This is a genomic window from Nocardia terpenica (assembly GCF_013186535.1).
Taxonomy (GTDB): Bacteria; Actinomycetota; Actinomycetes; order Mycobacteriales; family Mycobacteriaceae; genus Nocardia; species Nocardia terpenica.
This window is the reverse complement of sequence record NZ_JABMCZ010000001.1, coordinates 1,256,522-1,280,645: the sequence shown is the minus strand read 5'-3', so window position 1 is coordinate 1,280,645 and position 24,124 is coordinate 1,256,522. Positions and strand designations below refer to the sequence as shown.

General features: G+C 67.4%; 22 protein-coding genes. 10 read left to right on the top strand and 12 right to left on the bottom strand.

The features are described from left to right. The first annotated feature begins 42 nt into the window (after nt 1–42). The gene (locus tag HPY32_RS05875) at nt 43–606 is read left to right on the top strand and encodes a TetR/AcrR family transcriptional regulator (protein WP_067592930.1); all 564 of its coding nucleotides are present in this window, start codon (nt 43–45) and stop codon (nt 604–606) included. Then, the gene (locus HPY32_RS05870) at nt 606–1,454 is read left to right on the top strand and encodes an MBL fold metallo-hydrolase (protein ID WP_067592933.1); all 849 of its coding nucleotides are present in this window, start codon (nt 606–608) and stop codon (nt 1,452–1,454) included. Before HPY32_RS05875 ends, HPY32_RS05870 begins: the two co-directional genes overlap by 1 nt. An 8-nt stretch (nt 1,455–1,462) precedes the next feature. Here HPY32_RS05870 and HPY32_RS05865 read toward each other — a convergent pair whose 3' ends face one another. Further along, nucleotides 1,463–1,876, bottom strand: a complete 414-nt coding sequence (locus HPY32_RS05865) for a hypothetical protein (protein ID WP_156674660.1) — start codon at nt 1,874–1,876, stop codon at nt 1,463–1,465. 136 nt (nt 1,877–2,012) lie between these two features. Here HPY32_RS05865 and HPY32_RS05860 point away from each other — a divergent pair, with 136 nt between their 5' ends. Then, a complete protein-coding gene (locus tag HPY32_RS05860) occupies nt 2,013–3,431 on the top strand; it encodes an amidase (RefSeq protein WP_231951827.1) in 1,419 nt (472 codons plus the stop codon). A 24-nt stretch (nt 3,432–3,455) separates the two neighbouring features. On the opposite strand, the gene HPY32_RS05855 is transcribed toward HPY32_RS05860, so the two are convergent. From HPY32_RS05855 to HPY32_RS05825, 7 genes are all read right to left on the bottom strand, one after another. Continuing rightward, nucleotides 3,456–5,027: an NCS1 family nucleobase:cation symporter-1 gene (locus tag HPY32_RS05855; RefSeq protein WP_067596155.1), complete on the bottom strand. Its 1,572-nt coding sequence runs from the start codon at nt 5,025–5,027 to the stop codon at nt 3,456–3,458. A gap of 417 nt (nt 5,028–5,444) precedes the next feature. Further along, nucleotides 5,445–6,350, bottom strand: coding sequence for a GTPase Era (gene era, locus HPY32_RS05850; RefSeq protein ID WP_067592942.1), 906 nt, complete (start codon nt 6,348–6,350; stop codon nt 5,445–5,447). Then, on the bottom strand, nt 6,347–6,730 hold the full coding sequence (locus HPY32_RS05845) for a cytidine deaminase-like protein (RefSeq protein WP_067596156.1): 384 nt from the start codon (nt 6,728–6,730) through the stop codon (nt 6,347–6,349). Before HPY32_RS05845 ends, era begins: the two co-directional genes overlap by 4 nt. Next, on the bottom strand, nt 6,723–8,063 hold the full coding sequence (locus HPY32_RS05840; protein WP_067592945.1) for a hemolysin family protein: 1,341 nt from the start codon (nt 8,061–8,063) through the stop codon (nt 6,723–6,725). Before HPY32_RS05840 ends, HPY32_RS05845 begins: the two co-directional genes overlap by 8 nt. Beyond that, complete coding sequence (gene ybeY / locus HPY32_RS05835) at nt 8,060–8,614, bottom strand: rRNA maturation RNase YbeY (protein ID WP_067592948.1); 555 nt, start codon at nt 8,612–8,614, stop codon at nt 8,060–8,062. Before ybeY ends, HPY32_RS05840 begins: the two co-directional genes overlap by 4 nt. 297 nt (nt 8,615–8,911) lie before the next feature. Further along, nucleotides 8,912–9,967: a PhoH family protein gene (locus HPY32_RS05830; protein ID WP_067596157.1), complete on the bottom strand. Its 1,056-nt coding sequence runs from the start codon at nt 9,965–9,967 to the stop codon at nt 8,912–8,914. A 169-nt stretch (nt 9,968–10,136) separates the two neighbouring features. Then, nucleotides 10,137–11,030: a LysR family transcriptional regulator gene (locus HPY32_RS05825; RefSeq protein ID WP_067592952.1), complete on the bottom strand. Its 894-nt coding sequence runs from the start codon at nt 11,028–11,030 to the stop codon at nt 10,137–10,139. 103 nt (nt 11,031–11,133) lie between these two features. On the opposite strand from HPY32_RS05825, the gene HPY32_RS05820 reads away from it, so the two are divergent. From HPY32_RS05820 to HPY32_RS05805, 4 genes are all read left to right on the top strand, one after another. Further along, complete coding sequence (locus HPY32_RS05820) at nt 11,134–12,366, top strand: MFS transporter (protein WP_067596158.1); 1,233 nt, start codon at nt 11,134–11,136, stop codon at nt 12,364–12,366. A gap of 316 nt (nt 12,367–12,682) precedes the next feature. Further along, complete coding sequence (gene gyrB, locus HPY32_RS05815; protein ID WP_156674878.1) at nt 12,683–14,608, top strand: DNA topoisomerase (ATP-hydrolyzing) subunit B; 1,926 nt, start codon at nt 12,683–12,685, stop codon at nt 14,606–14,608. Nucleotides 14,609–14,766: 158 nt separating this feature from the next. Next, entirely contained in the window at nt 14,767–15,141 is a 375-nt protein-coding gene (locus HPY32_RS05810) for a VOC family protein (RefSeq protein ID WP_067592957.1), read from the top strand. A gap of 161 nt (nt 15,142–15,302) precedes the next feature. Further along, nucleotides 15,303–16,901, top strand: a complete 1,599-nt coding sequence (locus HPY32_RS05805; RefSeq protein WP_067592960.1) for an alpha/beta hydrolase family protein — start codon at nt 15,303–15,305, stop codon at nt 16,899–16,901. Between the two features lie 263 nt (nt 16,902–17,164). Here HPY32_RS05805 and HPY32_RS05800 read toward each other — a convergent pair whose 3' ends face one another. From HPY32_RS05800 to HPY32_RS05785, 4 genes are all read right to left on the bottom strand, one after another. Then, on the bottom strand, nt 17,165–17,329 hold the full coding sequence (locus HPY32_RS05800) for a hypothetical protein (protein WP_156674661.1): 165 nt from the start codon (nt 17,327–17,329) through the stop codon (nt 17,165–17,167). Between the two features lie 183 nt (nt 17,330–17,512). After that, a complete protein-coding gene (locus HPY32_RS05795) occupies nt 17,513–18,193 on the bottom strand; it encodes a hypothetical protein (protein WP_082871680.1) in 681 nt (226 codons plus the stop codon). A 125-nt stretch (nt 18,194–18,318) separates the two neighbouring features. Then, on the bottom strand, nt 18,319–20,577 hold the full coding sequence (locus tag HPY32_RS05790) for a TPR repeat domain-containing protein (protein WP_156674662.1): 2,259 nt from the start codon (nt 20,575–20,577) through the stop codon (nt 18,319–18,321). Between the two features lie 122 nt (nt 20,578–20,699). Beyond that, entirely contained in the window at nt 20,700–21,029 is a 330-nt protein-coding gene (locus HPY32_RS05785) for a hypothetical protein (RefSeq protein ID WP_067592969.1), read from the bottom strand. 376 nt (nt 21,030–21,405) lie between these two features. Here HPY32_RS05785 and HPY32_RS05780 point away from each other — a divergent pair, with 376 nt between their 5' ends. The 3 genes from HPY32_RS05780 (at nt 21,406) to HPY32_RS05770 (ending at nt 24,119) form a co-directional block, all read left to right on the top strand. Beyond that, entirely contained in the window at nt 21,406–21,783 is a 378-nt protein-coding gene (locus HPY32_RS05780; RefSeq protein ID WP_067592972.1) for a DUF4913 domain-containing protein, read from the top strand. A gap of 84 nt (nt 21,784–21,867) precedes the next feature. Next, nucleotides 21,868–23,190, top strand: a complete 1,323-nt coding sequence (locus HPY32_RS05775; protein WP_067596159.1) for an ABC transporter substrate-binding protein — start codon at nt 21,868–21,870, stop codon at nt 23,188–23,190. Then, nucleotides 23,187–24,119 (top strand): carbohydrate ABC transporter permease, encoded by a 933-nt coding sequence (locus HPY32_RS05770; RefSeq protein ID WP_067592975.1) that lies wholly within the window; start codon nt 23,187–23,189, stop codon nt 24,117–24,119. The genes HPY32_RS05775 and HPY32_RS05770 overlap by 4 nt, the downstream gene beginning before the upstream one ends. Nucleotides 24,120–24,124: the final 5 nt, after the last annotated feature.

Sequence of the window (24,124 nt, the reverse complement as noted above, 5' to 3'; positions counted from 1 at the left end):
AATCACTAGACCAGTCGTCATAGTTGTCGCTATGGTCGTCGCATGCCATCGCGCACCAATTCCCGGCAGCGGTTCATCGACGCCGCCGCCGACCTCTTCCACACCCAGGGCTACCACGCGACCGGGCTGAACCAGTTGGTCAGCGCGGGCGGGGCGCCCAAGGGCTCGTTCTACTTCCACTTCCCCGGCGGGAAGGAACAACTCGCGGCCGAGGCCGTCGCCCGCTCCGGCGAGCAGCTGCGGGACCTGCTGGCGGCCGCGCTCGCCGCCCGCGACCTGGACGCCGTAATCGACGCTCTCGCACGGGATCTCACCGAATCGGACTTCCGGCGCGGCTGCCCGATCGCCACGGTGGCGCTCGACACCGCGGGCGACAGCGAGCCGATCCGGCGGGCCTGCGTCGACGGATTCGGTTCCTGGGAGGCGGCGATCACCGACTTCCTCACCGACCGCGGCCTCGAACCCGTTCGCGCCCGGGAGCTTTCGACCGTCGTCCTCGCCATGATCGAGGGCGCCCTGTTGCTCGCCAAGACCCGGCGCGACGCCGCACCCCTGCGCGCCGTCGCCGATCACCTGCGTACCACGCTCGACAAGGAGCTCTCCTGATGCGAATCCACCACCTCGACGGCGGCACCATGCGGCCGTTCGGCGGGCGCTTGTTCGACGGCCGGGCCGGGGTGTTCCGCCGCGCCGAACTGGTCTGCCACTGCCTGCTCATCGAGCACGACACCGGACTCGCCCTGGTGGACACCGGAATCGGCGAGAACGCGGTGCACGATCCGGACCGGTGGCTGGGTCGCGGCTTCGTGCGGCTCACCCGTCCGGTGCTCGACCTCACCCACACCGTCGCCCGCAGGATCGAGGCGCTCGGCTACCGCCGCACCGACGTGCGCGACATCGTGCTCACCCACCTCGATCGCGATCACTCGGGCGGCCTGGCCGAATTCCCGCACGCCCGAGTGCATGTGCACGCCGTCGAACTCGACTCGCTGCGCGGCGCGCACGGCGGCCGCGAGCAATCCCGGTACCTGGCAGCGCAATTCGCGCACGGCCCGGCCTGGGAGCGCTACAGCGAACACGGCGAGCCCTGGTTCGGCTTCGACGCCGTCCGCGACCTCACCGGCCTACCGCCGTCGATCCTGCTGATCCCGCTGGCCGGGCACAGCTACGGCCACACCGCCGTCGCCGTCGACACCGGCCACGGCTGGCTCCTGCACGCGGGCGACTCGTATTTCCATCCCGCCCAGGTCGATCCGGCCCGCCCACCCGTCCCGATCGGCGCCGCGATGTTCGAAAAACAGGTCGAGGCACTGACCGGCGCCCGACACACCAACCACGAACGACTACGCGAACTGCTCCACACGCACAACGGCGAGGTCACGGTGTTCAGTGCGCACAGCAGCTCCGAATTCCACGCTCTGCACTCCGGCGCGACTCTCGGCTCCCACGCCTGAATCGCGAATCAGGGCCGCCCGGTTCCGCTTTCGCTGTAGAGCTGGGCCACCCGCGGCGCGTGGATGGTGCGTAACAGCAGCGTGGTCCAGCCGGTGCGGGTGCGGTCGATGCCGGAGTTGTCGGCCTCGAGCAGCATTCGCTCTCGGCCCTGGAGTTCCATCGTCACCGAGGGGTGGCCGAGCGGAACATCCACCAGCGCTACGCGATTGCCCCAGACGATCAGGCGGCGGCGGCTCATCGCGATAGTGCCGAAGGCGACGTTCTCCCAGCTCGAGGAGGCGTAGTGCAGGGGCGTCCGGTAGCTGCGGTGCGCGACGGAGCCACTCACGGGACCGAACACCACGATCCCTTCCGATTCCAGATCCGAACGCATGTGCAGCGGTAGCTCTTTCGAACCGAACGCCCGGGACATCCACCTCACGCCCAGATGGTAGGCCGATTGCGCGACCACCGCCGCTGAGGTCCCGAAAATCGACTCCCGGGACCCGACTTGGACACACGACCATTTCCAGGTTACCGTTCGGTACAGTCGGCAGGGAGACGGAGATCACATGGCGATGGCATCGATACGCGAGCTCGGGTTGGCCGAAGTGGCGGCCGCGCTCGCTTCCGGCACCACCACGTCGGTGGCCGCGACCACGGATGCGCTCGACCGGATCGAGGCCGCGCAGCCCACGCTCAACGCCTTCCGGATCGTGCGCCGCGAGCGGGCGCTCGCCGAGGCCGCCGACGCCGACCGCCGCCTGGCCGCCGGGGAGCGGCTGCCGCTGCTGGGCGTGCCGATCGCGATCAAGGACGACACCGATCTCGCCGGGGAGCCAACGGCTTTCGGCTGCGGCGGCGACTTCGCCCCGAAGACCGAGGACGCCGAGGCGGCGCGGCGGCTGCGCGCGGCGGGCGCGGTGATCGTCGGCAAGACCAACACCTGCGAGATCGGCCAGTGGCCGTTCACCGACGCGGCGGCCTTCGGCTGCACCCGCAATCCCTGGCGCGCCGGGCACACGCCCGGCGGTTCCTCGGGCGGTTCGGCGGCCGCGGTGGCGGCCGGATTGGTGCCCGCCGCACTGGGTTCCGACGGCGCGGGCTCGGTGCGCATCCCGGCCGCGTGGACGAATCTGGTGGGCATCAAGCCGCAGCGCGGGCGCATCTCCACCTGGCCGCTGCCGGAGGCGTTCAACGGCCTCACCGTGCACGGCCCGCTGGCCCGCACGGTCGCCGACGCGGCCCTGCTGCTCGACGTGGCCGCCGGTCCGCATCCGGGCGATCGGCACACCCCGCCCGCCGCGACGGTGTCCGACGCGGTCGGCCGCGACCCCGGGCGGCTGCGCATCGCGCTGTCGCTGAACATTCCGTTCACCGCCACCCGGACCGCCCTGGACCGCGAGATCGCCGCCCGGGTGCACGATCTGGCCGCGGCGCTGCGGCGGCTCGGCCACGCGGTCACCGTCGCCGACCTGCACTACGGGCTGCTGATCGGCACCACCTTCCTGCCGCGCTCGATGGCGGGCATCCGCACCGAGCTCGCCAAACTGCCCGGCGCCCAGGTCGATTCGCGCACCCGGGTCAATGCCGCGCTGGGCCTGCTGCTGGACGGGCCCGCCCTGTTCGCCGCGCGCGCCGCGGAACCGCTGCTGCACAGGCGGATCGGCGGCTTCTTCCGCGACTACGACATCGTCCTCGCGCCGACGACCGCCACCCCGCCCCCGCCGGTCGATGCCATGAACGGCCTGGGCATCGCGGCCACCGACGCCCTGATCACCGCCGCCTGCCCCTACACCTGGCCGTGGAACATCCTGGGCTGGCCCAGCGTGAACGTCCCCGCCGGATTCACCGCCACCGGCCTCCCGGTCGGCGCCCAACTCATGGGCCCGGCCAATTCCGAGCCGCTCCTGGTTTCCGTTGCGGCCCAATTGGAATCGGAACTACACTGGGAGCGGGAACGGCCCGAGCCGTGGTGGGAACGATCCGGCGGGTAGTCCCACTCTTTATTCCGGCAAGTCTCACCGATCGGCGGGGCGCTGGGGGAACACTCGGCCGAGGGCCAGGTAGATCAGCAGTGCCGAGGCCAGCCCGACGGCCCAACCGTAGTCGGCCAAAGGGCGAAGCGCCGGAATGATGCCGTCGGCCGGGAACGGCCCCTGCTTCACGCCGTCGCTGACCGTCGAATACGAGCCGCCGATGGCCAGCACACCACCGGCCACCAGGGCCACCACGGCGCGCCAATTCCAGCCTCCCGCATACCAATAGGCGCCGGAGCGGCGGTACAGGTCGGGGACCGTCAGCCGGGTGCGGCGGGCGATCCAGTAGTCGGCGACGAGGATGCCCGCGACGGTGCCGAGCAGCCCGCCGACGGTATTGAGCCAGGTATAGATGTAGGTGTGCGGGTTGGCGATCAGCCGCCACGGCATGATCACCACGCCGAGCACGCAGGTGATCACCGCGCCGGTGCGGAAGCCGATCAGCTTGGGCACCAGATTGGACAGGTCGTAGGCGGGACTGACGATATTGGCGGCGATATTCACCGACAGCGTGGCCACCAGCACGATCACCAGCGCGAACAGGGTGCCCGCCACGGAGTCCATCTTCGCCGCCACCTGCACCGGATCCCAGATCGGCGCCCCGTACACCGCCTGGGTGCCCGAGGTCACCAGCACCGCCAGCACCGCGAACAGCGTCATCGTGGTCGGCAGCCCGAGCGCCTGCCCGCGCACCTGGGCGCGCTGGCTGCCGCCGAAGCGGGTGAAGTCGGGAATGTTCAGCGACAGCGTGGACCAGAACCCGATCATGCCCATCAGCGACGGGAAGAACACCGTCCAGAAGCCGTGGCCCCAGCCCAGTTTCGACGGCTCGCTCACCAGCGGCCCGAACCCGCCCGCCTTGACCGCGATCCATGCCAGCAGGGCCACCGCGCCGACGATCACCAGCGGCGCGGCCCAGTTCTCGAACCGGCGCAACGCCTCCATGCCGCGCGCGATGATCGCCACCTCGAGCAACCAGAACAGCGCGAACGACAGCCACTGCGTCCACGGATAGCCGCCGATCTGCCCGGCATGGGACCAACTGTCCCCCAACAACTTTCCGGCCAGCACGAAAATGGCCTCGCCGCCGATCCAGGACTGGATGCCGAACCAGGCGCACGCCACCGCCGCCCTGATCATGGCGGGCAGATTCGCCCCGCGCACACCGAAACTCGCGCGCGCGAACACCGGGAACGGGATGCCGTACTTGGTGCCCACATGCCCGGTGAGCAGCATCGGCGCCAGCACAACGACATTGGCCAGCGCAATGGTCCCCACCGCCTGCACCCAGTTCATGCCGACCGCGATCAACCCGGACGCCAACGTCCAGGACGCCACATTGTGCGCCATCCCGACCCACAGCGCCATGAAGTTGTAGGTGGTCCAGCGCCGCCGGGCAATCGGCACCGGCCGCAGATCCGCATTGGCCAGCGTGGGATCGTCGAGAACCACCCCCGCACCGAGCTCGACCCGCCCATCGGACCGGTGAATCTGTTCCGCCGCAGCGGATTCGGGAACTTCGGCAGGCTCCGGCCGAGCGGTGTCGATACTCATACTGCGTCCTTCCGCTGCTCGGCCGACGCGTCGACGGCAAAACACAGCGGATTCCGCCCCGCCGATCAACAGGCCGAGGCCGCGAATGTACTCCAGCACGAGCCCGCCCGCGACCGAACCACGCCCCTCCCGGTCGAACATGTCACCAATCCGTTAGTCGAGCCTGCCACCACCCGCCAATCCGGCACGCCACCGCCCCCATCGGTCCGACATGCCACCACCCACCAATCCGGCACGCCACCACCCCCATCGGTCCGACATGCCACCACCCACCAATCCGGCACGCCACCACCCCCATCGGTCCGACATGCCACCACCCACCAATCCGGCACGCCACCACCCCGTCAGTCCGGCACGCCACCACCCGCCAGTCCGACATGCCACCAGTCTGTGATTCCGGCATGCTTTTGGCCGGAATCAGAACCCCAAACGCCCCAGCTGCTTGGGGTCGCGCTGCCAGTCCTTGGCGACCTTCACGTGCAGGTGCAGGTAGATGCGGGTCCCCAGGATGTGCTCGATTTGTTTGCGGGCGGCGGTGCCGACCTCTTTCAGGCGGGAGCCGCCCTTGCCGATGATGATCGCCTTCTGGCTCGGGCGCTCCACGTAGAGGATGGCGTGCACGTCGAGCATGCCCTCCTGCTCCTCGCGGGGCAGCACCTCCTCGATCACCACGGCCAGCGAGTGCGGCAGTTCGTCGCGGACGCCCTCGAGCGCGGCCTCGCGGATCAGCTCGGCCATGAGCGTTTCCTCGGGCTCGTCGGTCAGCTCGCCGTCCGGGTAGAAGGCCGGGCCCTCCGGCATCTTCGAGGCGATCAGGTCGACCAGCAGTTCCACCTGTTCGCCCTTGACCGCGGAGACCGGCACCACCTCGGCCTCGGGGCCGAGTAACTGCGATACGGCCAGCAGCTGTTCGGCGACGGCCTGCTTGCCCACCTTGTCGATCTTGGTGACCACGCCGACGACGGTCGTCTTCGGCGCCATCTGCCTGATCTGCTGCACGATCCAGCGGTCGCCGGGGCCGATCTTCTCGTCCGCGGGAATGCAGATCGCGATGAGGTCGACCTCGGAGTAGGTGTCGCGCACCAGGTCGTTGAGCCGCTGCCCGAGCAGCGTGCGCGGCCGGTGCAGGCCGGGGGTGTCGACGAGGATCAGCTGGGCGTGCTCGCGGTGCACGATGCCGCGAATGGTGTGCCGGGTGGTCTGCGGCCGCGACGAGGTGATCGCGATCTTCTGTCCCACCATGGCATTGGTGAGCGTCGACTTGCCGGTATTGGGTCGGCCGACGAAACAGATGAAACCCGAACGGAATTCGGCGTCGGTCATTCGTTCACCCCGGCTCCGTAACCGGTGATCGGCTCGGGGTCCACCGTGTCGTAGACCGCGCCGTTGCGATCGGCGAAGATGATCCGCGCCCCGGGCGAAACCTCGTGCACCGCACCGACTCCCGCGTCGCGCAGCTGCCCGCCCAGCACCACGGCCGCCTCGAAACCCTCGGCGCCGCTGGAGATCGCGGCCGCCACCGCCGCCTGCAGCGCGGTCAGGGCCAGGTTCTGCAGGGTCACCGCGCCCGCGGCATAGGTGCGCCCGTCGGTGTCGCGCACGGCGGCGCCCTCCGGGCCGCCGGTGCGGCCCAGCGCTCCGCGCGCGAGCACCAGCAGCTTGTTGTCCTCCGCGTCCAGACCGGTGACATCGGATTCACTCATGGCCATCTCCATCCTCGTAGCCCGGTGTCCGGGCGGGTTTTTCCTCGATCTCGGTGCTCCCGCCGTCGCGCTCCGGCTTCTCCGCCGCCCGCTTCACCACCACGGTGTGGATCCGGACGCGGCCGCGGGCGTCGGTGCCGCCCTCACCGCGCAGCTGCAAGCCGTGGATCGCGGCCTTGGAACCGGGCAGCGGCACGCGGCCCAGGGCGTGCGCCAGCAGACCGCCGACGGTATCGACGTCCTCCTCGTCGATCTCCGTATCGAACAGCTCACCCAGATCCTCCAGCGAAAGGCGCGCCGACACACGGTATTTGCCGCTTCCGAGCGCCTCGATCGGGGTGATCTCGTCGGTGTCGTACTCGTCGACGATCTCCCCCACGATCTCCTCGAGCACGTCCTCGATGGTGACCAGGCCCGCGATGCCGCCGTATTCGTCGACCAGCAGCGCCATATGATTGCGGCGGCGCTGCATCTCGTCCAGCAGTTGATCCAGCGGTTTGGAGTCGGGTGTGAACACCGCCGAGCGCATCACCTCGCGCACCCACACCTTCTTGCCCCGATCCGCGTACGGCACAAGGTCTTTCAGATAGACGACGCCGAGGATGTCGTCGACGTTCTCGCCGACCACCGGAATCCGCGAGTGCCCGGACCGCACCGCCAGCGACATCGCCTGCGCCGCGGTCTTGTCGGCTTCGATCCACACCATCTCGGTGCGCGGCACCATGACCGCGCGCGCCGGGGTGTCGCCGAGTTCGAAGACGGACTGGATCATCCGGCGTTCCTCGGAGTCGACCACGCCGCTCTGCTGGGCCATGTCGACGACCTCGCGCAGCTCGACCTCGGAGGCGAACGGCCCGTTGCGGAAACCCCTACCGGGGGTGATCGCATTACCGATCATGATCAGCAGGCGGCCCACCGGGCCGAGCAGGGTGCCGATCACCTGCAGCGGCAGGGCGGCGGCGAGGGTGATCGAATAGGCGTGCTGGCGGCCGAGGGTGCGCGGGCCGACGCCGATCACCAGGTAGTCGACCAGCACCATCACGATCGCGGTGAGCAGCAGCGCCAGCCCGGCGCTGAACACGTCGTCGAGCGCGGCGGCCAGCAGCACGGTCGCGCTGATCTCGCAGACCAGGCGCAGCAGCACCATGAGATTCACGTAGCGGGGCCGGTCGGCCATGATGTGGGTCAGTCGCCGGGCGCCGGCGCGGTCGGCGCGGACCATGTCCTCGACGCGGGCGGGTGACACGGTCACCAGCGCCGCATCGATGGCCGCGAACGCGCCGCCCACCGGGACCAGCAGTATCGCCAGGAGCAGCTGAATCAGCGAATTCACGCCGGATCCAACGGATCACCGGGTGCGGTGAATCCGGTCTTGCCGAGCAGCCGTCGGTCGCGCTCGGCGAGTTCCGCGCGGCGCTGCGCCTCGCGCAGGCTCTCGTACCAGTCCGCCAGCAGCTGATTCTGCAGGCCGAACATCTCCTTCTCCTCCTCCGGCTCGGCATGGTCGTAGCCGAGCAGGTGGAGCACGCCGTGCACGGTCAGCAGGGCCAGTTCCTGGTCGACGGAGTGACCGGCCTTGGCCGCCTGCCCCGCCGCGAATTCCGGACACAGCACGATGTCGCCGAGCATCGACGGCCCCGGCTCGGCGCTGTCCGGCCGTCCGCCCGGCTCGAGCTCGTCCATCGGAAACGACATGACATCGGTCGGCCCCGGCAGATCCATCCACCGCATGTGCAGATCCGCCATGGTGTCGAGATCCACCAGCACCATCGACAACTCGGCCGCCGGATGCACATCCATCCGCCCGATGACGAACCGCGCAACGCTGACCAGTTCTTCCTCGGATACGTCGATACCCGACTCGTTGGCGATCTCGATACTCACGGGGGTCAGCTTATGTCACTAGGGGATCCCCGCCGTGCATCGCGCTGCGCTGCCCGGCGGGGAACAGTAAGGTGCCCACCCGGCGGGCAACAGCGGGTCCCGGCCCGACGGACAACAGCGGATCCCCGCCCGACGAACAACAGCGGATCCCCGCCCGACGAACAACAGCGGATCCCCGCCCGACGAACAACAGCGGATCCCGGCCCGACGAACAACAGCGATCCCCGCCCGGCGCACGATAGCGGTCCCCGTCTTCCTTGCCGTGCAGCGCGGAGCGATGCGCGGCAAGGATCTCCGTCAGCGGCGAGCGCGACCGGCGGCTCGGCGCTGGGCGCGATTGCCCGGGTAGTGGGCCGTGGTGACCGGGCGCGTGTCGGACTCGTAGCGGTCGTAGGCGTCGACGATTTCCGAGACCAGGCGGTGGCGGACCACGTCGCTCGAGGTGAGTTCGGCGAAGTGGATGTCGTCGATATCGGTGAGGATCTCGCTGACCAGGCGCAACCCCGAGGTCCCGCCCGGCAGGTCGATCTGGGTGATGTCGCCGGTGACGACCATCTTCGAGCCGAACCCGAGCCGGGTCAGGAACATCTTCATCTGCTCGGGCGTGGTGTTCTGCGCCTCGTCCAGGATGATGAACGAATCGTTGAGACTCCGGCCACGCATGTAGGCCAGCGGCGCGACCTCGATCACCCCGGCCGCCATGAGCTTCGGGATGGCCTCCGGGTCCATCATGTCGTGCAGCGCGTCGTAGAGCGGGCGTAGGTACGGGTCGATCTTCTCGTTGAGGGTGCCGGGCAGGAAGCCCAGGCGCTCACCGGCCTCGACCGCGGGGCGGGTCAGGATGATGCGGTTGACCTGCTTGGTCTGCAGCGCCTGCACCGCCTTGGCCATGCCCAGATACGTTTTGCCGGTACCGGCCGGTCCGACGCCGAACACGATGGTGTGCTTGTCGATCGCGTCGACGTAGCGCTTCTGGTTCAGCGTCTTGGGCCGAATGGTCTTGCCGCGCCGGGACAGAATGTCCAGGCTCAGCACCTCGGCCGGGGAGTCGGACGAGCCCTCGGTGAGCATGGACACGGTGTGCCGCACGGCCTCGGGCGTCACCATGCGGTTGCGGCCGGTGAGCGCCACCAGCTGCTCGACCACCCGCTCGGCGAGCGCCACATCGGCGGCCTTGCCGGTCAGCGTCACGGAGTTGCCACGGACATGGATATCGGCGTCGAGCAACTGCTCGAGCTCGCGGAGGTTCGCGTCGGCGGAGCCGAGGAAGCCGAAGACGGATTCCGGTGCCAGCTCAATGCTCGAACGCACGGTTCGCGCGGCAGGGCCCGAACCGTTGCCGCCGCCCCCGATGCCGGCCGTGGAAGTTGTCGGGTCGCCGAATTCACCTGGTGTTCGCAATAGGAGCTATGGCCTGCTTTCCGGTCTCGAACGTCTGCTTCGTGCAAGGAAAGTTTAACGCGCAGCACCGACATCGCCCAGTGAATAGACGGCTACCACCTGGTCACGGGCATGTTCCGGTTCAGGGGGTGCGCTGCGCCCAGGCGAGCGCGTACTCGCGGAATCGGCGCACCGCCTCCGACGGCGCCGCCCCCGCCGACCAGATCAGCCCGACCGCGCGGGCGGCCCCCGGATCCGTGAGCGGGATCAGCACCGGCGCGGGCGCCGGACCGCGCACCGGCGGCTCCTCCATCGGCAGCACCGCGACCCCGAGCCCGGCCGCGACCAGCCCCGCGACCGTCACCAGATCGCTGGACTCCAGATCGATCCGGGGCCGGAAGTCGGCGGCGGCGCAGAGGTCGTCGAGGATCCGCCGCATGCCGAAACCCGTTGGCATAGCGATGAATTCGGCGTCGGCGGCCTCGGCCAGCCGCACCTGGCGACGCCCGGCGAGCCGATGGTCGGCCGGGACGGCGAGGGCCAGCCGCTGCCGCAGCAGCGTGCGCCACCCGAGCCCGGCGTCGGCGGGTTTCGGGGAGACCAGGCCGAGGTCGGCGCTGCCGTCGAGCACACGCGTGGTCACCGCCGCGGCCGCGTCCTGGCTCAGGGTGAAGGTGATGCGGCCGGACCCGCGGCGGAATCCGGAGATCAGCTCCGGCACCACCCGCGCGCCGAACGAGTGCAGGAACGACAGCCGCACCACACCCCTGGCCGGATTGGCCAGATCGGCCAGTTCCCTTGCGGCGGCGTCGAGTTCGCCCTGCGCGCGCCGGGCATGCTCGTAGAAGACCCGGCCGAACTCGTTGAGCGTCAGCCGTTTTCCGTGCCGGTCGAACAGCTCGACGCCGAGCCTGCGTTCCAGCCGCGCCAGCATGCGCGAGAGCGTGGGCTGGGTCAGGTGTAGCCGGCCGGCGGCCGCGCCCACGCGCTCCAGCTCGGCGAGGGTGATGAACCAGTGCAGATCGTCACTCGCCATGCCGGGCCTCCCGCACGCCAGCTCTCCTAATGTCATCACTGCATCAACTTCTCAATCATTATGCATTTCCTTTTTCAGACCGCCCGTGCCCATGCTGAGCGTCATGACCACCTCAGCCGCCGCTCCCGCCGATGTCTCGGCCCACGAACGCAGGATCACCGTCGCCCTGTTCGCCGCGGGCCTGACCACCTTCGCCTCGATGTACAGCGCGCAGGCGCTGCTGCCGAGCCTGTCGGCGGCGTTCGCGGCGACCCCGGCGCACGCGGCGCTGGCGGTGTCGCTGACCACGGGCCTGCTGGCGCTGGCGATCGTGCCGGTGAGCGTGCTGTCGGGCCGGTTCGGGCGGACCCGGGTGATGATCGCGTCGGCGGTGGCGGCCAGCGTGATCGGGCTGCTGCTGCCGTTCAGCCCGTCGCTGGGGGTGCTGCTGGTCGGGCGGGCGGTGCAGGGCCTGGCGCTGGCCGGGGTGCCCGCGGTCGCGATGGCGTATCTGGCCGAGGAGATCGGGGCGGCGGGGCTCGGTGCGGCGATGGGCGTGTATGTCGCGGGGACCAGTATCGGCGGGCTGGCCGGGCGGCTGATTCCGGCGTTCACGCTGGAGGTGGCGTCGTGGCGGTGGGGTGACGCGGCCGTGGCGGTGGCGGCGGCGCTGTGCACGGTCTGGTTCGTGCGCGGCCTGCCGCCGTCGCGGCGGTTCGTCCCGCAGCCGACCGGAATCCGTTCGCTGGCAGCCGATCTCGCCGGTCATCTGCGGCATCGCACGCTGCTGCCGCTGTTCGGGGTGGCGTTCGTGCTGATGGGCGGGTTCGTGTCGGTCTACAACTTCCTGGGGTATCGGCTGATCCGCGCGCCGTTCGGATTGTCCGAGGCCACAGCGGGTTTGGTGTTCGTCATGTATCTGGCGGGAACGGCCTCCTCGACCGTCGCCGGGCGGCTGGCCGATCGACTGGGCCGCGCCCGCGTACTGGGTGTCTCGATTCTCACCATGGCCGCGGGGCTGGCGCTGACCGTCCCCGACCACCTGCCGGTGCTTCTGGCGGGCGTACTGCTGTGCACCGCAGGCTTTTTCGGGGCGCACGCGGTGGCCAGCGCCTGGGTCGGCGCCGCCGCCGAGGGTAACCGGGCGGCCGCCTCGTCGCTGTATCTGTTCGCCTACTACCTGGGTAGCTCGCTGGTGGGCGGCGCGGCGGGGCTGGCCTATGCCTGGCACGGCTGGGCCGGTCTCGCGGGGTATGTGGGGGTGCTGGTGGTGCTCGCCGGTGCGCTGGCCGTGGTGGTCGCCACCGCGAAACCGGCTCGCGGCAATTCGGGAGTTTGCGGCCCAGCGTCCATGTGAGTCCATCGGATCGCGCTCATACGTATCCCTACTCGAGCTGTTGGGTTCTGATGGCTTCATGAAGCCATCAGGCGTGTCTAACTCGCGCCAGAGATCGCTTCACAGGTAGAGTGGAGATCGAAAGGTATCGGTGAGGTCGCCGGTGGTCGGCGCGCAATCTCGGGGGAACCCGCCGTCTCGAGCACTCCGCAATTCGTGGACGCACGCGTCGAGGGGACCCCCGTGTGCCTGCGCCCGGTGTCGACGGCCGAACACGTGAGGAGGGCCCCGCGCGGTGGCTGCCAACGATTCCCGTTCGAACGACACCACCGCAGCGATGGCTCGCGACTACGGTGCCGCCAACATCACGGTCCTCGAGGGCCTGGACGCGGTCCGCAAGCGCCCCGGCATGTACATCGGCTCCACCGGCGAACGCGGCCTGCACCACCTGATCTGGGAGGTCGTGGACAACTCCGTCGACGAGGCGATGGGCGGTCACGCCACCCGCATCACCGTCCGGCTACTGGCCGACGGCGGCGTCGAGGTGGCCGACGACGGCCGGGCGATCCCGGTGGAGATGCATGCCCTGGGGGTCCCGACGGTCGAGGTCGTCATGACCCAACTGCACGCGGGCGGCAAGTTCGACTCCGAAACCTATGCCGTGGCAGGCGGTTTGCACGGCGTCGGCGTCTCGGTGGTCAATGCGCTGTCCGCTCGCATCGAGCTGGAGATCGACCGGGACGGGTATCACTGGACACAGAACTACGTCTATGCGAAGCCGGAAAAACTGCTGCGCGGAGAACCGACGCGGCGCACCGGCAATCTGACCCGGTTCTGGCCGGATCCGGAGATCTTCGAAACCACGACCTTCGATTTCGAGATCGTGGCGCGCCGGTTGCAGGAGCAGGCATTCCTCAACAAGGGGCTCACCATCGTCCTCACCGACGAGCGCGACGGGCTCGACGACGAAAGCAGGTCCCTGACCTATCACTACCCGGGCGGCCTGATCGATTTCGTCGGGCACCTCAACCGGTCGAAGCAGCCCATCCACAATTCCGTTATCGCGTTCTCCGGCAAGGACTCTCGGCACCGGATGGAGGTGGCGATGCAGTGGAACTCGGGGTACTCCGAGTCCGTGCACACCTTCGCCAATGTGATCAATACGCACGAGGGCGGCACCCACGAGGAGGGGTTCCGGGCGGCACTGACCTCGGTGGTCAACAGGTACGCCAGAGACAAGAAGCTGCTCAGGGACAAGGACGGCAACCTCACCGGCGACGACATCCGCGAGGGACTCACCGCGATCGTCAGCGTCAGTCTGCCCGATCCTCAGTTCGAGGGACAGACGAAAACCAAACTCGGTAATACCGATGTGCGATCCTTCGTACAGCGCACCTGCAACGAGAATCTTATGCACTGGTTGGAGGCGAACCCCGCCGACGCCAAAATCATTGTGCAGAAGGCCGCCTCGTCGGCGCAAGCGCGCGTCGCGGCGCGCAAGGCGCGGGAATTGGTGCGCCGCAAGACTTCCAACGACCTCGGCGGCCTCCCCGGCAAGTTGGCCGACTGCCGTGCCAAGGATCCGCGGCTGTCGGAGATCTACATCGTGGAGGGCGACTCCGCCGGCGGCTCGGCCAAATCCGGCCGCGACTCCATGTACCAGGCCATCCTCCCCATCCGCGGCAAAATCATCAACGTCGAGAAGGCCCGCATCGACCGCGTCCTCAAAAACAACGAGGTCCAATCCATCATCACCGCCTTCGGCACCGGCATCCACGACGAATTCGACATCGCCAAACTCCGCTACCACAAGATCATCCTCATGGCCGACGCCGACGTCGACGGCCAACACATCACCACCCTGCTTTTGACCCTGCTGTTCCGGTTCATGCGCCCCCTGGTCGAACACGGCCACGTCTACCTGTCCTGCCCCCCGCTCTACAAACTCAAATGGCAGCGCAGCGAACCCGAATTCGCCTACTCCGACCGCGAACGCGACGCCCTGCTCGAACAGGGCCAAGCCGCCGGCAAGAAGATCAACAAAGACGACGGCGTACAACGCTACAAAGGCCTCGGCGAAATGAACCCCAAAGAACTCTGGGAAACCACCATGGACCCCGAGACCCGCCTGCTGCGCCTGGTCACCCTCGACGACGCGGCCGCCGCCGACGAACTGTTCAGCATCCTCATGGGCGAAGACGTCGAAGCCCGCCGCAGCTTCATCACCCGCAACGCCAAAGACGTCCGCTTCCTCGACCTGTAGCCATCGGCTACACTCGCCACCGATGATGACCGGGACGGCGCACAGCCACACACAGATCGGTGACCCGGTGCTCACCTGAGCACCGTAGGGGCCGGGCGGGGCCCACCTCCGTCGTGATTGACCACGAGCACGAAAGATCAATCACCACAGGAGAATTCATGACCGCACGGTTCAACCACACGATCATTGCCGCCAAGGACCGCACCGAGTCCGCCGCGTTCTTCCGCGACATCTTCGAACTCGCGGAGGCGCCCTCGTGGGGCGTGTTCACCAACCTGCTCTGCGAGGACGGGGTGCTGCTCCAGTTCGCGGAGCCGCCGATCGATTTCCCCATGCAGCACTACGCATTCCTGGTCGACGACGACCAGTTCGACCGGGCGTATGCGCGCCTGGTGGAACGCGGGATCGACCATTGGGCCGACCCGCACTCCCAGAAGCCGGGACAGATCAATACCGGACACGGCGGCCGGGGCGTCTACTTCTTCGACCCCGCCGGACACGGGCTCGAGATGATCACGCGCCCATACCTGTAATCCATGCATCGGTGACGGTAAGTCCGGACCGCCAGGTATCGCTGGGGCAGTGGAGCTTCACCGCTGCCCCAGCGGCACCTCCGGCACCCCTAATCGGACAGTTGCGAGCACGATGGAATGTAAATACTCTCAGTATCCGAGGCCCAATGACAGGGGATCGGATGCGGGACATCGATGGCGCACTCATGCGGCACAGCGGATTACGACTGCCCGCAACCGCACCGGCCGGTGCGGTGCTCGCGCTGGTGTGGCTGCTGCTGTTCGCCTCGCCGGGCGTCGCCGCCCCCGGGCAGTGGGTGGATCCCGCCGCCGAGGCACGTAACCTGCTGATCTGGTCGGAGACCACGAAGGACCTGGTCGGCAAGCTCGGCACCGGATATCCGGCGCGGCTCGCGGCGGCCACCGTCGACTATCAGCGACGCCGCCTCGAGGCGCTACGGGCCGACCCTGAGCGCCAACCGAATCCGAACTCGTGCACGCTCGTACTGACCTGCCCGATCGATCCCGAGGTCGGCATCGATCGCTGGCGGGCATCCGGTGGACTGGCGGAACCGGTGCTGTTCACCTCCCGCTCCGGGGCCACCCTGTCCGGCACCGTATGGGCCACGGCGGATGGTCCGGCGCGGCGGCCCGGAGTGGTGTTCGCCAACGGATCCATCGTCGGCTTCGAACAGGCGTACTGGTTCCTGGCGCAGGCCCTGGCCCGCGCCGGATACGTGGTGCTCACCTACGATCCGCAGGGCGAAGGGATGTCGGATCAGTTCGGCGAGGCCCCCGACCAGCTCGAGGACGCCTTCGCGGGCACACCGCTGCTCGGCTTCGTCGGCCCGCAGAGCCTGACCGGGGCCCTGCTCAACGGCACCAACCGCCCCGTCGGAGACGGACTCGGCTTGGGCGGCAACGGATTACCGTTCTACGACGGCCAGATCGACGCGCTCGACTTCTTCCTGTCGGCTCCGGATCGACCCTATCTGCCGCGGCCGAGTCGCAGCACCGGTACGAATCATTCGGCCAAACAGCAGCGCCGGGCGGCAGCGGGCACGGCGCGCGGATACAACCCGCTGTGGAAGCTGGTGGACGACAGCGAGATCGGGTTGGCGGGCCATTCCTACGGCGCGCAGGCGGCCAGCTGGAACGGCCAGGCCGATCACCGGGTCCGCGCTATCGTCGCCCTCGACAGCCTGTGCCTGCCCGGACCGCCGCAGGACGAAATGCTCGCGTTCGCAACGGCTCCGGTCAACAATATCCTCGGCGTGCAGCTCCCGGCCCTGTACGGGTTCCCCGACCGGTGCTTCGGCTCACCGAACGAGCCGCCCCCCGCGCTCACCACACCGGCCCTGCACATGACGGGCGACTATCTCCTCGCCCCGGTCCCCTACGCGCAGGCCCCCGACCCGGAGAGCAAATCCCATGCATCCCAGGCTTATTCGAAGGCGGGTGTCGATTCCGCCGCCATCGTGCTGCGCGGCGGAAACCACATCGACTTCGCGGACAGCGTGGGCCTGATCCCCTCGTCACTGCGGGGACGCGATATGGCCACCTGGTACACCACCGCGTGGTTCGACAAGTATCTGCGCCACAGCCCCACGGCCGACGCCGAATTGACCGATCCGCCCTGGCGTAACGACTCCGCCACCGCGGCGGTCGACCCGTCCGGCGACGCGAATGCGTACTCCTACCATTATCTTTCGCGCCTGGACATCACCCGCGCCGACGGAACTCGGTACCGCTGCGAGGATCTGCGCGCGGGCTGCGCTTGACGCCTACCGCGATTCCGGTCCGGCGCGGCGAGCGACTTCGCGGGCGATGCGGATATAGCCCTCGGCGGCGCGAGGAGCCCGCAGCAGCAGGCGAATTCGCTACTCCATCGGGCGCAGGCCGTCGTCGTTGCGCAGCCAGGAACTCGGCGGTTCCTCGCCCCGGACGCGCGGGGTGTAGCCGACGAGTCTCCGGGCGACCCCGGCGGGCGCCGGGTGACCACGAGCTTGATGTCGCGATCGAATTCCGCTGTGGGGCCGGGCTTTTAAAAGAGGACGACGCCGAGATCGCCGACGGCGGCCGCCAACGTCCGCAACCGGGTCGCGGACCGGGGATACCGTCCCCACAGAATGATCTGGACCTCCGTCTCGGCCGCCCACACCCAGAGGAATTCATCGGGACTGAACTGCCAGCTGGTCTGCGTGTTCACCGAGCTGGATCATCTTCGTTGCGCACCAGATCCGATGACACCGTCGTGCCCGCGCAGGTAGTCGGGAATGCGATGCTCCCGGCCCTCCCCCTGTATCTGCCCGCGGATACCCGGCCGCCTCTGTTGTTCTGGAGATCAACACTCGTCAGGACCCTTGTGGGTCTCGAACCAGCACAGGGTGATTCACCCTGTCTTGGTAGGGCCGATCCACTCCGGGAACTGCGGGGCGACGGGATGATGGGGAGCTTGGTATCCGGGTGGGGCCTGAAGCTCACTGAGGTCCGGCACCTTGGTGAAGGTGGGAAACTGCTGCTGGTACCAGGGCAGGCACTCCGGCGCGTACTGCCCGGCACCGACCGGGCCCTTGATAGTGGTGACCCTCCAGGTACCGAAAACGTCCCACCGGGGTGAGCGATGTGCCCGCGGGTCCTGATAGTTGGGGTCTCGGTTCGCAATGCCTGCGGCCCCCGGGTCAGCGACCGTATTTTCGAGCTCGATCCGCGTACCGCCACCGACATAGCGATCATCCTCGTACGGCAGTTGCTCCGGCCAGACCGTGTAGCCGCAGACAATTGCACTCACCTTGGTATCGGTAGCGTCGAATGCAGTCATATGCAGATACGTCGTCAGCGGCTGAAGTTTCAGATCCGGATCGGTGGGCTGTGGCGACACCAGCTTCTTCACACCCAGGTCGGGCGTCTTCGAACGTTCAATCTCATCGGTAAGAGCAGCGACCCCACGCGCGTAGCCAGGATAGGAATGATCGGCACCCACATAGGCGGCATAGCCTCCGGCCTCCATCGTGGCACGGACCAACTCCGCGCCACGCGAGAACAGATCCACACCCGGATCGGCCGACCACACGTTCGTGGACGGAATAACCGGTTCAGGCTCGGAGGCCGGTGGCGACGGAGCCGTGGACTTGCCGCTACAGCCGCAGACTGCGAGACCGGCGATAAGGAGGATCGCCGACAACCTATGCCTGACAGTCATTTTCGAGTGGGCCGATCGTCGCCCTGCCGGTGATCACCCGTCACGATGTCGTATCCGTCCTTCATTGCCGTCTGATGTCCGTCATTCGGTCGGCCGAGCTGATTGAAGAGCGCAGTGATGTCTTCATTCGGGCTCGAGCCGCCCGTCTCGCGAGCGTTATACGGAGTCGAGTTGATGTCCGGCCAGGATCTCAGGCTGCCATCAGCATTGAACAGCCGCGGATACTGTTGCCGAAGGTTCTCCGGCACATCCGCATTCGCCAGAACGTTGTACGCCTGGCGATCGAAATTCGGGGGATTCAGCCCGATATCATTGTTCCCGGCAGTTGGAGCGGGACCGATGATCGCGTCCTTGAGTGGATCGCCACCGAGGCCGAGCATCTTCGAAACACCGTCGCTGCCGGGCAGTTTCAGTGTGATCTTGTCATCGCCGTCCCCGATCGGAACGCTGGTGCCGATCGCGGTCTTGACCGTGTCGTAGATCAGCTTCTTCCGATTGTAGACGTCCTGCGCCACCTGATTATTGTCCGTCACCTCGGAACTGATCTCGTCCCGCAGCCCGGCATCGACCAGCCCCTGTAGCTGACCGGCGTTCAGCAGATAGTTTCTGGCCTGCGGGTCGTTCGGATTGTGCCCGACCAGGGCCTGGCGTTCGAAGGACTCCTCCAGGGCACGAGCATTGAGATTGTCCCCCGCCGCCTTGTCGGTATCCATCAGCGCGAAAATATTCTTCGAGCCCGTGAACGTATTGTTGCCGCCGGGATCGGTCCAGCTGCGGCCCGAGCCGTCGCCGACATTGAAGCCGTCGAGCGAGGGGTTGCCCGGATTGATCAGATCATTGACATACGGGCTCATGCCGACCGACAGCGCCCGAACCAGATTCGGGTTGAGCTGCCCCACATTCTTGTGATCGGTACCCGGAATGTCGTACAGCTTCCACTTGTCGTCCCCGCCCGCAATATGGCTCGGGGCGTTGTCACCGGCGGCGAACTGGCCGAAGGCACTCATGATCGAGGCTTGGCGCTGGGAATCGATCGGCGTCACATTCTGATCGCTGAATTTGAACAGTGAGGACACGGCGTCACCGTGATCCTTCCACTGATGCGTCAGCGCATCGTGGAAGAACTGCGCGTTCGGCTTGCCGTCGCTGCCGACCACCAAATGTTGCACGGCGGCCTTGTCGTCGCCGACGGCCTTGAACATATCGTCGGTGATCTTGCTGCCCGGGTCCGCCCCGCGACCGTCGACGGTGAAGCCGACGAGCTTGTTGTCCGGCGTCTGCTCCCATTCCGTCTGCGCCTGCAGGTATTTCGCGCCGACGTCGAGGACCTTCTTGTCGAGTTCGCTACCGGCACGCAGGTTCGGGTCGGCGGAACCGGCGATCTTCGCGATCGCCTGGTTGTCGGCCACCCCGTTGAGCTCGATGTACTTGCTGGCGATGGGGCCGCCGCTCGTGCTCCAGGTGGTCTTGGTCAGATCCGTTCGATCCAGCGACTCGCGCATCTTCTTCGGCAGCAGGTTCTCGCCGCCGTGCTCCGGAATCTTCGGATCGCCTGTCACACCGGCGGTTACGGTGCTGGTGGAGATCAGCTGTAGCGAATTGGCAAGTCCGCGTTGCGCGTCCGGCGGCAGCTTGTCCATGATCTGCTGAATCTCCTGGGGGCTATTACCATCCAGGGACCGGCTGATCTGGTTCAGGTACTCCATCTGCGCCGCGGGGATGGTCGCCGTGCCACCGCTGTGCAGGGCCGCGATCTGCTCCGGTGTCAGCCGACCGGCGTCGATCAGGCGCTGAATTTCCGCCTCGGTCATATGGGTGGGGTCCGAAACCAGGTGCTGCCCATCGGCTTTGGCCTGATCCGCACCGAGCGCGGCCGCCGAGGTGAATGCGATCGCCAGATCCTTCTTCGCACCGTTCAACGCATCCTGCAGCGCGATATCGGCATTCAACGCCGATTGGGCGGCCTCGTGCAGATCGCGGTTCATGTCGGCCAGCTTCTGCACCTCACCGCTGCCGATCACCGTCAGCATCGGCGTCACCGACCAGCCGTTGTGCTCACACTCGGACAGGTAGCCCCGGGCACGCTGAAGCGGCTCGTTGATGGCTCCGTGCCCCTGCCGCAGCTGATTCGCGAGCGCCGTCAGCTTGTCGGACAGTGTCTGGATCGTCTTGTAGTCACCGGTGGCTCGGTCGTGTGCGGCGATCGCCGCCTTGCCCTCCCAATAGGTGCCGTCCACCTTCACCACGGCGTCCACGTACTTCTGGTACACCTGCTCCAGGTCGGCGCCGATCTTCTCCCACTCGTCGGCGTACCGGTCGAGAATCCGGGGGTTGCAGTTGCGAACCCAGTCCAGCGTCGGCGCCGGGACGTAGTCGTTCATTTGGTCGGCTCCACGGTCCAGGCACCCGTGGCGCTGTTGTACGCGGCAACAAGCGCATCGGCGGCGTTGTCGTCCTGATTCTTGAACTGGGTGGCCACGTCGACCATGACGTCCCCGGTCTCACTCAACCGCTCCTTGGCGGTGGCGACCAGCCCCCCGAAGATCAGCTCCTTGGTGATCGCCCCCGCGGCGCAGGCCGAGAGCAGCGGATCCGCGGCACCGGGATCCGGCGCATTCTCCACCTTGATGTTCCCCACCTCCTCCGCGAGATTGTGCAGCGTGGCACCAAGTTTGGTGAGGATCTCCAGATCCGCTTTGAAGGTCATACATCCCCCGTGTGCAGGGTTGCGTCCGGACAGCAACCACTGTCCGGACGCTAGCATGTTGCGAGAGCCAGCGAAGCGGGCGGGCGGCCGCGGAGTGGAACGAGTAGCTGTCGTGGATGCCATCGTCTCGCTTACGGGTTGCCGGGTCGAATCCGGCCTTCGTTATCAGTGCATCGCCGACCTTGAAGCACGGATCGAAGGTGACCGGTGGCCGACCTTGGTCGGGCTGGGTTGGCGCGGTCGTCAGTGATCGCTACACGCAGGCGTCGGCTGCCCGACTTCGGATCTCCAACCCACGTGCATAGGACTTCGTAACCCGGGTCATCCGGCGGTGACCGTGCGGAACCATTCGTGCTCGCCCGGCGTCGAAGTCGGTATGAACGACTCCGCGGCCTCGGACCGGGTCTATGACTCGGTTGTCGAATTCGTCGAGAACTATCTCAGCCTCGTGTATCGGCGCGACATCGTGGCGGGGCGCACGGCCTGGTGCCGGGACTGGTGGAAGCACGCGGAGGCGGTCATTCGGCTCGAGGCGCTGTGGCGGGCGTGGGAGTACCTGCGGGGCGACAGCAGGCTCGGAATGAGCACGTGGCTACTCGATCATGCCGACCCGCAGATGGCGGCGCTGCTCGACCCGCACGGGCCGTTCGAATTCTGCACGATCGAACAGCACAGCGACGCATTGCGACCGCTGCCGCTGACCAGCCCCGCGCCCGGGATATTCGGCGGCGCTCCGAGGGATGACCAGTCATGATCGTCCACCGGATTCGTCCGTGGGACGACCGGCGGTGGGTTACCGTGAGAGACGGCTCGTCTCTACGTATTCCGGAGGACGATGATGTTGAACCGGCGTGCGCTGCTGGGTGGCGCCGCCGCGCTGGGGGCGTCGCTGGCGCTTCCGGGCCTCAGCGCCTGTGGGAGCGATCCTAATGCACTGACATTCTTCTTCCAGGCCGCGCCGAACGAGGCGAAGGTGCGGATGCAGATCATCGAGGCGTTCGGGCGGCTGCACCCGGAGATCAAGATTCAGGTGCAGATGTCGGGGCCCGACCCGCAGCAGCAGATCCTCACCTACTGCGCCGGGGGCAAGTGCCCGGACGTACTGATGCAGTGGGAGTCGTATTCGCGGTTCGCCGAACTGGGTGTGCTGTACGACCTCAACAGGATGCTGGACAAAGATCCGGCCTACGCCGCGCGACTGCACGCCGACAGCACCCCGAATCTGTTGGAGACCTTCCAGTTCCGGGGTGGGCAGTATGTCCTGCCCGAGCAGTGGGCGGGAATCTTCCTGTACTACAACAGGAAACTGTTCGAAGAGGCGGGCCTGAAGCCGCCGCCCGGATCCTGGGAGCATGCCTGGACCTTCGCCGAATTCCTGGACGCCGCAACGGCTCTCACCAAGCGGGATGCCGCCGGGAGCACCACGCAGTGGGGGTTCGCCGACGCGTGGCCGGTGCCGCGCTGGTCGGCGGCGATCTTCGGGATGAACAACGGCGCACCGTGGTTCACGCCGCCGATCGACCCGACGCACACCAATATCGACGACGACCGATTCATCGAGGGCTTCCAGTTCTACGCCGACCTGTCGGTGAAGCACCGCGTCGCGCCGCTGTCGGCCGACCTGCAGACGATCTCGGCCTCCATGTCGGCGCTGGACCTGTTCACGCAGGGCAAGGCGGCGATGGTGCTGACCGGGCACTGGCAGTACGGCGGCTTCGTCGCCGCCCCCGACCTGGATTTCGATGTCACCGTGCTGCCGGTCGGGCCGCACGGGCAGGGCGCGAAATCCGATATCGGCACCACCGGTCTCGCCATCGCGGCCGCGAGCCCGAAGAAGGATCTGGCCTGGGAGTTCGTCAAGTTCGCGACCGGCCCGGAGGGGCAGCAGGCCGTCGCCGCCTCGGGCCTGTTCGTACCGGCGTTGAAGTCGGTGCGTAACTCTCCTGATTTTGCCAAGGCGCACACCAGAATTCGCAATCTCGAGGTGCTCACCGGTGGGCCGGAAAACTCCAATCACCTTCCGGTGAGCCCGATGTGGCCGCAGGTCGACGCGGCCTTCATCCGCTACTCCGACCGCGTGCTGCGCGGCGGCGCGCAGGCGTCCTTCTTCAAGCAGGGCCCGGCCGACGAGCTCAATCGCCTGCTGCGGGGGTCGGTATGAGCACCGCCGCGCCCGCCGAGAACCACCGCCGAGGTCGGCAACGGTCGGCGCTGGTGCGGCGCAAGGCCGCCGCCGGGCGGACGTTCATCGCCCCGAATCTGCTTGCGGTGCTGGTGTTCCTGATCTTCCCGCTGCTGTTCTCGCTGTACCTCAGCTTCAATCACTGGAATATGTTCAGCCCGCCGAAATTCGTCGGGGCGGCGAACTATCGGCGGTTGTTCGCCCAGGATCCGCTGTTCTACATCGCGCTGCGCAATACCGTGCTCTTCACCGTCGGCACGCTGGTCCCGACGGTCGTCATCAGCCTGGCGGTGGCGGCGGCGCTGAACGAGAAACTCAAGGGAATCGCGGTGTTTCGCAGCGTCATGTTCATGCCGCTGGTCGCGTCCACCGCCGCCATGGCCATCGTGTGGGGCTTCATGTTCAACACCCAGGGCGGGCTGTTCAACCGGGTGCTGGGCTGGTTCGGCCTCGGCCCGGTGCAGTGGCTGATCGACCCGAAGTGGGCGCTGGTCTCCCTGTGCCTGGTAAGCATCTGGAAGAGCGTGCCTTTCGCCGCGGCGGTGCTGCTGGCGGCCATGCAGGGCGTGCCGGAGGATCTGCACGAGGCCGCGCGCATCGACGGGGCCGGCGGGTTCCGGCGGTTCCGGTCCATCACGCTGCCGTTGATCCGGCCCGCGCTGGGCTTCGTGTTCGTCATCTCGATCATCAACTCGTTCCAGGCCTTCGATCAGGCGTACGTGCTGACCGGGACGAACGGCGGGCCGGAGACCGGCACCTTCATCTTCGGAATCATGATGTTCCAGAACGCTTTCCAGTTCGACGATCTCGGCTACGCCTGCGCCCTGGCCTGGGTGGTGTTCGCGATCCTGCTCACGCTGACCTATCTGCAATTGCGGTGGGGGCGTGCGAGATCCGAGGAGGTGTGAGTGGC